This is a genomic window from Vibrio qingdaonensis (genome assembly GCF_026191675.1).
Classification (GTDB): Bacteria; Pseudomonadota; Gammaproteobacteria; order Enterobacterales; family Vibrionaceae; genus Vibrio; species Vibrio qingdaonensis.
The window spans coordinates 85229-96409 of the sequence record NZ_JAKRRY010000001.1; the positions used below are offsets into that span (position 1 = coordinate 85229).

9 protein-coding genes are annotated in these 11181 nt (G+C 42.3%); 2 read left to right on the top strand and 7 right to left on the bottom strand.

What is annotated here, in order from left to right; translation table 11 throughout:
* Window positions 1-95 precede the first annotated feature (95 nt).
* Together MD535_RS00320 and yegS are read left to right on the top strand one after the other, a co-directional pair.
* The gene (locus tag MD535_RS00320; RefSeq protein ID WP_265672897.1) at window positions 96-899 is read left to right on the top strand and encodes a Cof-type HAD-IIB family hydrolase; all 804 of its coding nucleotides are present in this window, start codon (window positions 96-98) and stop codon (window positions 897-899) included.
* Window positions 900-1015: 116 nt separating this feature from the next.
* Window positions 1016-1927, top strand: a complete 912-nt coding sequence (yegS, locus tag MD535_RS00325) for a lipid kinase YegS (RefSeq protein WP_265672898.1) — start codon at window positions 1016-1018, stop codon at window positions 1925-1927.
* 82 nt (window positions 1928-2009) lie between these two features.
* Here yegS and MD535_RS00330 read toward each other — a convergent pair whose 3' ends face one another.
* The 7 genes from MD535_RS00330 to MD535_RS00360 form a co-directional block, all read right to left on the bottom strand.
* Window positions 2010-3311 carry a dicarboxylate/amino acid:cation symporter gene (locus tag MD535_RS00330; protein ID WP_265672899.1) on the bottom strand — a complete coding sequence of 434 codons (1302 nt, stop codon included), beginning with the start codon at window positions 3309-3311 and terminating at the stop codon, window positions 2010-2012.
* A gap of 364 nt (window positions 3312-3675) precedes the next feature.
* A complete protein-coding gene (locus tag MD535_RS00335; RefSeq protein WP_265672900.1) occupies window positions 3676-4287 on the bottom strand; it encodes an FKBP-type peptidyl-prolyl cis-trans isomerase in 612 nt (203 codons plus the stop codon).
* A gap of 311 nt (window positions 4288-4598) precedes the next feature.
* The gene (gene phaC, locus MD535_RS00340; RefSeq protein WP_265672901.1) at window positions 4599-6425 is read right to left on the bottom strand and encodes a class I poly(R)-hydroxyalkanoic acid synthase; all 1827 of its coding nucleotides are present in this window, start codon (window positions 6423-6425) and stop codon (window positions 4599-4601) included.
* 83 nt (window positions 6426-6508) lie between these two features.
* Complete coding sequence (locus tag MD535_RS00345; protein ID WP_265672902.1) at window positions 6509-6856, bottom strand: phasin family protein; 348 nt, start codon at window positions 6854-6856, stop codon at window positions 6509-6511.
* Between the two features lie 80 nt (window positions 6857-6936).
* Window positions 6937-8142 (bottom strand): acetyl-CoA C-acetyltransferase, encoded by a 1206-nt coding sequence (locus MD535_RS00350; RefSeq protein WP_265672903.1) that lies wholly within the window; start codon window positions 8140-8142, stop codon window positions 6937-6939.
* A gap of 15 nt (window positions 8143-8157) precedes the next feature.
* Window positions 8158-8898, bottom strand: coding sequence for an SDR family oxidoreductase (locus tag MD535_RS00355; RefSeq protein WP_265672904.1), 741 nt, complete (start codon window positions 8896-8898; stop codon window positions 8158-8160).
* A 635-nt stretch (window positions 8899-9533) separates the two neighbouring features.
* Complete coding sequence (locus tag MD535_RS00360) at window positions 9534-11126, bottom strand: methyl-accepting chemotaxis protein (RefSeq protein ID WP_265672905.1); 1593 nt, start codon at window positions 11124-11126, stop codon at window positions 9534-9536.
* Between the last annotated feature and the right edge of the window lie 55 nt (window positions 11127-11181).

Here is an 11181-nt window from a genome sequence, read left to right on the forward strand (position 1 = left end):
TAGAAATTCAATACAAAGTCATCAGCTAAATGTCTGGTAGTTCTCCTAGAGTTTTTTTATTCTAGCGGCATTGTTTTATTTTAAGGTAAGTTATTGTGTATAAACTCATCGCCATTGACATGGATGGCACCCTCCTCACGTCTGATAAAAAAATCTCCGAGCGCACTAAGCGCGCTATTCAATCTGCGAAAGAAAAAGGCGTTACTGTCGTACTGGCATCCGGTCGTCCAATCAATGGGATGCTTGATTCAGTCAATGAGTTAGGGCTAAATTCACCCGATGACTACATCATTCACTTCAATGGTGCATTTGTGCAAAGAACGCATAGTGGTGAGGTTCTTCACCAACAAATCATCGATGGACGCAGCGCAAAAGAGATCGCCTCTCTTGCCAAACAACTTGGTTTATATTGCCATGCATTTAGCCAAAAGCTAGGCCTTATCACAACTGAGTCAAATCCCTATACCGATCATGAAGCCGAGATCAACAAGCTCGATATCACAGTGTACGATTTTGACCAATTAGAAGATGACCACCACATCATCAAAGCAATGATTGTAGGCGAACCTAGTCAACTAACTGAAGGCATTGCTCATATTCCGAGTTCGTTTAAAGACACCTATACTATTGTGCAAAGCGCACCATTCTTCTTAGAGTTTCTTAATCCTTTAAGCAATAAAGGAGAAGGCGTTAGTGTTGTCGCAAAACAACTGGGTATTTCCGCCGATCAAGTGATGTGTTTCGGTGATGCTGAAAACGACCACCATATGATTAAGTTTGCTGGAAAAGGCGTGGCAATGGCAAATGCTATGGAGGCAACCAAAGCCTTAGCCGATTATATTACCGATAGTAACGACAACGACGGTGTCGCCAAAGCCATTGAAACTTTTGTACTCTAGTAACAAAGATTCTGGTAGTTAAATTGTCGTAACAAGAATAGTGCTGTAATGGATAACGCTATCATCAATACAGCACTGTCATCTACTTCACAATCACACAATACGATGGAGCCATCATGACGATACGCCTACTTCTGAACGGTAAAAAAGCCGCACAAGATGATATTAGACAAGCGGTGACCCAACTTCGTGCTGAAGGTTATGGTATTGAAGTGCGCGTGACTTGGGAAGCTGGTGACATTAACCGATTAGTCACAGAAGCTTACGAACAAGGGGTTCAGCGTATTATTGCGGGCGGTGGTGACGGCACCGTCAACGAAGTGGTCGACGCTTTACTGAGAAACAAGGCTGCTAACATAGAATTAGCGATTTTGCCGCTGGGAACCGCTAATGACTTTGCAAGCGCCTGCACTATTCCAACCGACAACCCCTATGACGCGTTAAAACTCGCACTCACCGGAAAAGCGTTCACTGTGGACGCCGCTCAAGCGAATCAGCGACACTTTATTAATATCGCGACGGCGGGTTTTGGTGCACAAGTGACCGCAAACACCCCTATTCCTTTAAAGAATTTTTTAGGTGGTGGCGCCTACACACTAGCCGGACTCGTGCAAGCGATCAACTTTCAACCCTTTCAGGGCACCGTGAAATATGACGGTCACACTGTTGAGAGTCATATTGTTATTGGGGCTGTGTGCAATGGTCGTATGGCCGGGGGCGGACAAGCTCTTGCCCCTACGGCGTATATTGATGATGGATATTTAGATGTTGTTTCTTTAGAAGAGTTTGCGCCTTCTGATATTCCAACCGTTCTCGATGAGTTGATGCAAGAAGACCACTTTTCTGGTCAGTTTGTAAAACGTAACCAAGTTAAAACCATTGAGTGGGAGTCAGACAGTATCATGCCAACGAATTTAGATGGTGAACCACTGGCAGACACTACAATCACCTTTCGCGTCTTGCCACTGGCCATAACGTTGGTACTTCCAACGAGTTGCCCACTTTTATTTAAAAACCGTTTAATGTAAACAAAAAAACCAGTGAATGTCTATTCACTGGTTTTTATCTCTATTCGAACGTTATGAAAAATAACGCTGTTATTATGCTACTTTACGTTCGAACTAGTTCGACGGTTTCTTCTTTTTGTCCTGCTGCCGGGTCATTAAATTTCTCGATATCTAACGAACCCTCAGATTTGGCTACAATACATGTTACTGCACTATCACCGGTAATATTGACCGCCGTACGGATCATATCAAGCAGACGATCGACACCCATAATTAAAGCAATGCCTTCAAGAGGTAAGCCAACTTGGTTAAGAACCATCGCTAGCATAATCAAACCTACACCAGGAACGCCAGCCGTACCGATTGAGGCAATGGTCGCCGTTAGAATCACTGTCAAGTAGTCTCCCATCGTCAGGTCGATGTTAAACGCTTGAGCAATAAATGCTGTCGCGACACCTTGCATGATTGCAGTACCATCCATATTGATGGTTGCCCCTAACGGAATGGTAAATGACGACACTCTATTGTCTACCCCTAGACGGTTTTGCGCCGTTTCCATTGTAACCGGAATGGTTGCGTTGGATGATGCCGTTGAAAATGCAAACATAATCGCATCTTCCATTTTTTTCAAAAATGTCAGTGGACTCAGGCCCGTGAATGACTTTAACAACACGCTATAAGTAACAAGGCCGTGTAGCAATAATGTAGCAGTCAATACTAGGAAATATTCAGCCAAGTTAAAGATGGCACTCAGCCCCAAACCGGTAAATAACTTAGCCATTAGGAAGAAGACACCAAAAGGTGCGATGTTCATCAGTAAAGCAACAAGCTTCATTATGACATCGTTCAAATCTCTAAACATAGCTGCAATGCGTTCACCTGGCTCACCAGCCGCACTGATAGCAATACCAAACAGTACTGCAAACACGATAACTTGAAGTGTTTTCCCTTCAGCCATTGCGCTGATCGGGTTAGTTGGGAACATGTCGATGATCACTTGACCTAGCGACGGAGCCTCTGCGGAAGCAAAAGTACTGGCTGCGGTTAAATCAGCGCCTTGTCCTGGCTGGAATAATGTTCCCATGGTCAAGGCTAATGTGATAGCAACCGCGGTTGTCGCTACATAAAACAAAACTGTTTTTCCGCCCAATCGACCGAGTGTTGTCACATCTTTTAGTGAACTAGTACCACAAACAAGAGAAACAAAGACCAGTGGCACAACAAGCATTTTCAGGCTGGCAATAAAGATTTGACCGCCAACTTCAAAAAGACCATTTACAATGTATGCGTCGACAAATCCATTTTCAGCAAATAAGCCTCGAATTGCGAAGCCCGTTAAAATACCAGCAACCATACCGATAATCACTCGTGTCGTGAGTGACATTGGTTTCTTTGCATTAGTCATAATTACTCCTTATTTTTATAGTGCTTACTGATGGCGTCATCAAAAGCGCCTGCAGATTAGCAGCAAGACCCGTCAAATTAGAATGACAAATTTGTTTCGCTAATCCGCATCGTGACCGTGCTCACACAAAAACGACCCGCAACCAACAAGCCATTAACACAATCACCCGAACAATAATAAAAATTCAGCGTAAAATTTCACATATCATCACATTTGATATATTACTATCTTTTGATAATGACATTAGAAAAATTAATATCATTCTGTTTTTTAAAATCATGCTACTAAAAACAAAAATACCCAGTGCTAAACACTGGGTATTTTGATTTAACCATTCGCATTCTATTAAGTAACTTGCTCTCTATTAGGTTACTTGCTCTATGTGCAAATCAAAGATGACCGCAGTATCAGCAGGAACTGTTTGATGAGTATTCTCTTTGTAAGCTAGATGACTAGGTACATACAAACGCCACGTTGCACCAACATTCATTTCTTTCAACGCCACCATCCATGCTAATGGTACTTGCTGTAGCTGTACGGTCATTGGTTCAGGTAAATGTGCAGAGCCATCCACTAACTGCCCATTCAATAACCAAGTTTTATGACGCACAGATAAACGACTCTTTGGTGTTACTTCTGCGGGGTGACTTCCTTCATTTAGGATTTCATATTGAATCCCAGAGCTATGGCTCAATACCGTGTCACGCTGGCCATTTTTAGTGAAAAACTCACGCTCATAATTGGCTTTTTGTTGTTCTAGTGTCGTTTCCGCCTGCTTTCTTTGTTCTTCAAGTTCTACTTTCAACGATTCCGCATCGTTAGGATCAAAAGGCCATTCTTTTTGCAAAAACGTGTCCATAATAGCTTCTTGGATAATTTTGATGTTCATTTTAGGAAACGATTTTTTCGCTAACTCTGCGGCCACTTCTCGCCCCAAAATATAGCTGACTTTTTGTTCTAACGTTTCAATATCCATGACAACCTCAATACTTGAAAATACAGTCCGTATTTTATGCCATTATCAAAACATTTAAAGTATTTTACGGATACATGCTAAGGCGTTACGTATTGAACATTACTCATTGCAGATGAATCTAGGAAGGCAAAAATAGAAGACGTAAGAAGCCCTAAGCCATGAATTTGGGCTTAGAGAAGTTTGGCTGTAAGCAGTAGTAGCAGTGTAGAAGCCATATTTGGACTTCTACACTCACTTCATTTGCCTTGCTTGTTTTGAAAACTCTTCATTTCATTTTTTGAGGCAATAGGTACCAACGCTTGAGTTCCGCTTCATGTGCTTTCTGAAACTTCAACTCTTGAATGATTGTCATCCGGGTTTGGTTTTGAGCTTTCAACGGGTAGCGTTTGCAGCACATATTGACCCGGCGCATCACACAGCACTGGAAACGCGTCATTACCTACAGGATAAGGGGCTACCTTTTCATCCGCATTAAATTGGCTTAACCATTGATCCCAATGAATCCACCAAGACCCTTTTTGATGCTCTGCGTTGTTCATCCAATCATCGGCAGATTCTTCTAGCGTAGAGTTAGTCCAAAAACCGTACTTCTCCTTTGCTGGGTGATTAACGATGCCAGCAATATGACCAGATTCGCCCAGAACAAAGGTCTTGTTTCCACCTACCTGTAATGCACCTCGATAGGTCCCCTGCCACAAAGCAATATGATCTTCTTTAGTAGAGACGAAATAACTTGGAATACGGATTTTATTCAAATCAATCCACACGCCTCCCACCTTGACGCCTTTATTCTGGACTAATTGGTTTTCTAAATATAATTTCCGTAGCAAGAAATTATGTGTTGCTGTCGCTACGTTGGTGCTGTCACTGTTCCAATACAGTAAATCAAAATCAACCGGGCTGTTTCCCTTTAGATAGTTGTCTATATAGTAGTTCCAATACAAACTGTTCTCGCGTAACAAGCTAAAGGTCACACTTAAAGAACGACCATCCATATAACCCTGTTCATTATTCTGTGCCTCGATAGCACTAACAATAGTGTCATTGATGTACGCGCCCACCTCACCAGGTTGTTCAAAATCCAAAAGCGTCGTGAAAAATGACGCCGACGCTATGCGTTTTTTCATTCGTTTTGCCGCATAATACGCAACAGTTGACGCTAGCACAGTGCCGCCAATGCAATAACCCGCAGCATTCACTTGCTCTTGCCCTGTGATCGCCTCAATGGCTGACACGGCTTTTACAACGCCTTCAGTAACATAGTCACCAAATTCTGTTGTTGCTTGCTCTGCGCTAGGGTTACGCCACGACATCATAAAAACAGGATGACCTTGTTCTAAGAGCCACTTCACCATCGAATTTTTTTCTCGAAGATCGAGGATGTAGTATTTGTTAATAAAAGGCGGAACAATGAGTAGCGGCGTCGAATTAACCGCTTCAGTTAACGGGCGATACTGAATCAACTCAAAGAGCTCGTTCTTAAAAACGACATCACCCTTTGTATTGGCTACGTGCTTACCAATATCAAACGACTTCGTATTGGTCATTCTAATCTTAAGCACGTCAGCACTGGCTTCCATATCTTCTTGAAGTTGCTGCATGCCCGCGAGTAAATTCTCTCCCTTTTGCTCCAAGGTCAACTGAAGTAACTCAGGGTTAGTCGCGATGAAGTTACTTGGAGACAACGCGTTCAAGGTTTGTCTAGAAAAGAAAGCCAACCTTTCTTTCGCTTTCTCATCGACACCTTCAACAGCATTTATGGTCTCAAGGTAAGTTTGGCTAAACAGTACGTAAGACTGCTTAATTACGCTATAGAAGGCTTCATCTTTCCATGCTGCGTCTTCAAAACGACGGTCACCTTTCTCCACCGATACTACATCTGTTTTATCATTATGAAGGGCAGCACGCTGCCAAATTTCTAACTGTTGCATCCACCATTTCATTTGAACATCTAGCATCGCTGCAGGCTGCTTAGATGCTTTATCCATGAATTCTGCTGAATCCTCTATATTGAGTTCTTGCATCGCTTTTGAAAGCGGATTATTAACGGCTGCCTTGCCCTGCTCGAAATCTTTCCACCATCGCTGGTTACTTTCCTGCAATGTCACAAGGTAGTCCGAAAAGAAGTTTTGAAACATAATTCAAACCCTTTTCTAAAAATTAAAAAAGGGGCACGAGATACGATGTACCCCGAAACCCCTAACATATACTTACTGCCAGATTAAGCTGGCGTATTAGTTTTCATTGTCTCGGTAGTCAATGTTTCAATATCGTCTTTAAATTCTTTAGCAACCTGTTGAAGTTTGTTGCTGTCATCCATCATTTGTTGAGACAAGCGAGTAAGTGACGTCACTTGCTGAGTATTAAATACCGTCAAAGAAGAAATATCTTTTACTTCCGCGACCGCTTTCATTTGAGACAAACCTAATTCACTATAAGTTTTCATGGCATTAAGTTGCAACTCAGTCAGTGTTTCCACATTCTTTGTCATTAACTTGCTAAATTTCGCATATGGTTCCAATGTTTTTTCTGACTGTTCATTGATTACTTTAAAAATATCCGTGTACATAGTCGTTCTCCTAAAAAATATAAGTTAAGCATTTAATTAATAACGTCATAAAACTATATGTTGGTAATATATAAACTAGGTTAACAGCGTTTTAGAATAACTGCTGTACCCATGCCACCACCCACACATAATGTCGCTGCCCCATAAGTGTGAAGTTCGCGTATCATTTCATGAATTAATGTGACTACAATACGATTTCCTGAAGCACCTAGCGGATGCCCAAGGGCAATCGCGCCACCGTTTGGGTTGGATTTTTCAATAATGGATTCAGACGATACTGAACACTCATCAGCCAAACGTCTAATCACGCCTAACGCTTGGGCTGCAAATGCTTCATTAAACTCAAACGTATCAACATCTGTTACAGAAAGCTCCGCTTTCTCTAACGCTTTTTGTACCGCCTTTACTGGTCCTAACCCCATAACTTTAGGATCTAGACCTGTTTGCGCCGTTGAAACTATTTCACAAAGAGGGGTTAATCCTAAGCGCTCAACGGCATCTTCAGAAGCGATGACGACTGCGCTTGCTCCATCATTAATGCCTGAAGCATTGCCGGCCGTCACCGTGCCTTCTTTGTCAAACGCAGGTCTTAATTTACCCAACCCTACTAGCGTTGCATCAGATTTAGGATACTCATCAGTAGTAAACTGAGCAGGTTGACGCTTAATCTTAATATCAACTGGTACGATTTCATCACTGAATCTTCCTGCTTCAATCGCGGCAACCGCCTTCATTTGACTTTCCAGTGCATAGGCATCTTGGTCTTCACGAGAAATGTTGACTTCACGAGCGACATTTTCAGCCGTCACTCCCATGTGATAGCCATTAAACACGTCCGTTAAACCATCAGAAACAAGGAGATCTTTCGCTGACATGTCTCCCATTTTATTGCCGGAACGAACGTTGGCTGGCAAAGCAAAAGGAATCTGCGACATGACTTCAACGCCCGCAGCAACGACGACATCAGCTTCCCCCGCTCTAATATGCGAGACGGAGTCCATAATTGATTTCATCCCGCTGCCACACACCATATTGATAGAATATGCGGGAACATAGTCAGGGATATTCGCAAAAATTGCAGCCTGTCGTCCTACACCCATTCCTTGGTTGGCGCTAATCACATTTCCAACAATGACTTCATCAATGTCTGTTTCATTAACAGCGCAAGATGCAAGCGCCCCTTTTATGGCTTGCGCGGCTAAGTCACCTGCCGAGCAATTTTTCAAACTACCACCAAAACTGCCAATTGGTGTGCGTTTCGCTGCGACGATGTATACTTTTTTCATTATCGGTGTTCTCCCTTATGCCATGTACAAGCCGCCATTGACTGACAGTGTTTCACCAGTAATGTATGCAGCTTCATCACTTGCTAAATACGCAACAGCTGCCGCTATTTCTTCAGGCTTAGCGAGTCGTTTAAGTGGGATAGTACTTTTAATGGAATCAAGTACGTCTTCACGCATCGCCTCTACCATTGGCGTTCCAGTGTAACCCGGAGCAATGACATTGACGGTCACACCTGAGCGAGCACCTTCTGCTGCTAACGCTTTGGTAAAACCAATCATGCCTGCTTTTGCGGCAGAATAGTTAGCTTGACCGAACTGACCTTTTTGACCGTTTACTGAGGATATATTGATGACACGTCCGCCACCCTTTTCGCACATTGCAGCAAATAGAGGCTGGGTCACATTGAAGACGCTATTTAAATTGGTGTTAATCACGTCAAACCACGCCTCAGCAGACATTTTTTTGAATTGTCCGTCTCGAGTAATGCCAGCATTATTAACCACTAAATCAAATGTGCCTTCCTCTTCTTGAATTTCTTCAAGCTTTTTTTGACATTCATTTGTATTGGTTACATCCAGTTCAAATAAACGTACTTGGTCATCGGTAAATCCCTTAGATTCGAACCATTCCTTAGCACACTCATAATTCCCTGTATAATATGTAGCGATCAACCGATAATCGTTTTCTACCAGACGGGAGGATATTGCTGAACCTATACCACCCTTTGACCCAGTAATTAACGCAAGCTTTTTCATTCCTGACTCCATTCCTAACAACCAACTAATAATTTACCTAACCTAATAGCTACCTAAACTTAAGTTCCTCTATAATTCAGGATGCCATTTATATTTATCGTTTAATTTACATTGCAAACATTACAGTTTTTCTAATCAACTTAATGTTAATAAAAACTTAATATATATACAGCAATTAATTGTGGTCGATAGACAATTAGTGGCTAGCCATCACACATCAGAATGAAATTGACAAGTCTCATATTTTCAATTTAAATCACAAAATCACACACCTACTAAGCCATTGATAAGAATAAACATTTACCCATGTGTTATTACGTCGCACTGAAAGTGTTATTTTCATGTCAGAAATAGCACATCTGACAGTAACGGTTTCAATTATTACATCTATTAGATCTAACAATGTAAGTATGTGAATAATATGAGAATTACGACTAAGCATTTTATTTGGTTTACGAAAGGATGCACTCTGTTACATTCTTTAATTTTTCTGCACTGTTTTAGGGAGATGTTTTGCCGTGCAATAGAGCATTCGTAAATACGATCAAAGTCACATAACCCATAAGGGGTATGCGACTCTATTCTAACCTCGTATTTTTAAATGCGTCTTGTAAGCGCTAATTTGGACGAATTGATCAGACCTTAAACTGACCCACAGCTCTATCAAGATTTTCACATCTTGCCTCAAGAGTGATGCATGCGTGCTCTGCCTGTTTGATAATATCGGACATTTTATGGCTGTCCGACGCTATTTTTTGAATACTGCCATTTAACTCTTCACTGACCGCGGTTTGTTCCGTTGCCGCAGTAGCAATGTGCGCATTCATTTCATTAATAATGGTAATTGAATGAGTAATTTCAGCCAGCGAGGTTGAAGCTGTTTGCACTAAGCTGATGGTTTCGTTACTGGTAGCACGACTGGATTCCATCGCTTGTACCATAACCGATGCCCCTTGCTGTAAGCGCTCGATCATGGTTTGAATATCACCCGTACTTTCTTGAGTCTTACTCGCTAGAGAGCGAACTTCATCCGCAACGACAGCAAAGCCCCGTCCTTGCTCACCGGCTCTAGCTGCCTCAATAGCGGCATTCAGGGCAAGTAAGTTGGTTTGCTCTGCTATTCCGCGTATCACATCCAGTACAGAAGCGATATTCGTCACGTCACTGGTTAATCTATGGACACTTTCCTCAGAGGTAATCAGCTCTTGCGCCAAGCCTTCTATTGAAGATACCGTAAGACCAATCCCCTCATTAGCGTGACGAGCTTCATCGGCACTTCGGTCCGTCGCCTGAGCCGCTTCATGTGCATTTTGACTAACGTTGTCGCTCGTCGCTCTCATTTCATTAATGGCCGTAGCAACCATTTCGCTTTCTTGCTGTTGGGACAAGGAAGCATGAGTAATTTGTCCCGCTAACTGGATCAACACCGACGTGTGCTCTCTCACTTCCGACGTTGAGTCAACGACTTCAGAAACGGTGCCCTGAATCCGTTCAACAAACTGGTTGAATGATTCGGCTAAATGACCGATTTCATCCGTTGATTCAACCTGCACTCTCTGAGTCAAATCACCATCGCCAGAAGCGATTTCTGCCATCGACTTTTCAAGTACGATCACCGGAGCAACAATCAGTTTCGATACAAAGGCTGCAACTGTCAGTGCAAGTAATATCGCAATAACCGTACCCACTTCAATGGCGATTTCAGCTTCTTTGACTGCCTGATCACTATCTAATCGTGCTTGCTCTTGCAATCGCTCAATCTCGTCAAGAATCACCTTTAAGTTACTGCGTATATCCACAAAGAGACCAGTGATCATTTTTTCGTTCTGAGTAAACGTCTGATACGCATTACTCGGAGAAGCAAACAGCTTTTCATACTCATTAACAAACACTTTAGTATCAGAGATCAACTGTTTTAAATACGGGTAAAAACGGCGATCTAATACACCAGAGTCAATCAACTCTTGCACCTTACTTACACGTGGTACGGCATTATAAGCGTTATCTTCAAATTCAAAACGCTGCTTTTCTACCTCTTGGGGATCAGCTGTTGCAATAATAAACGCATAACCTGCTGTCGATACTTGGTAGAAATCTCGGTACGCATCTTCCAGAGAATTCATCACTGGTTGTATTTCATCGTTGAGACGGTCATTAATCGCCGCCTGCTTGCTAAAAAGCAGCGCGTTGTAGATCACCAAACCACCAAATATTATTGCCATCAACATAACCGGTATCATTACCTTGATTCTGAGGCTTAAATTATTAAACCACATTGTGTAT

Bases quoted from the DNA above. Each gene is read 5' to 3' on its own strand.
- yegS (WP_265672898.1), top strand. From the start codon at position 1,016: ATGACGATACGCCTACTTCTGAACGGTAAAAAAGCCGCACAAGATGAT.
- MD535_RS00330 (WP_265672899.1), bottom strand. From the start codon at position 3,311: ATGACTAATGCAAAGAAACCAATGTCACTCACGACACGAGTGATTATC.
- MD535_RS00335 (WP_265672900.1), bottom strand. From the start codon at position 4,287: ATGGATATTGAAACGTTAGAACAAAAAGTCAGCTATATTTTGGGGCGA.
- phaC (WP_265672901.1), bottom strand. From the start codon at position 6,425: ATGTTTCAAAACTTCTTTTCGGACTACCTTGTGACATTGCAGGAAAGT.
- MD535_RS00345 (WP_265672902.1), bottom strand. From the start codon at position 6,856: ATGTACACGGATATTTTTAAAGTAATCAATGAACAGTCAGAAAAAACA.
- MD535_RS00350 (WP_265672903.1), bottom strand. From the start codon at position 8,142: ATGAAAAAAGTATACATCGTCGCAGCGAAACGCACACCAATTGGCAGT.
- MD535_RS00355 (WP_265672904.1), bottom strand. From the start codon at position 8,898: ATGAAAAAGCTTGCGTTAATTACTGGGTCAAAGGGTGGTATAGGTTCA.
- MD535_RS00360 (WP_265672905.1), bottom strand. From the start codon at position 11,126: ATGTTGATGGCAATAATATTTGGTGGTTTGGTGATCTACAACGCGCTG.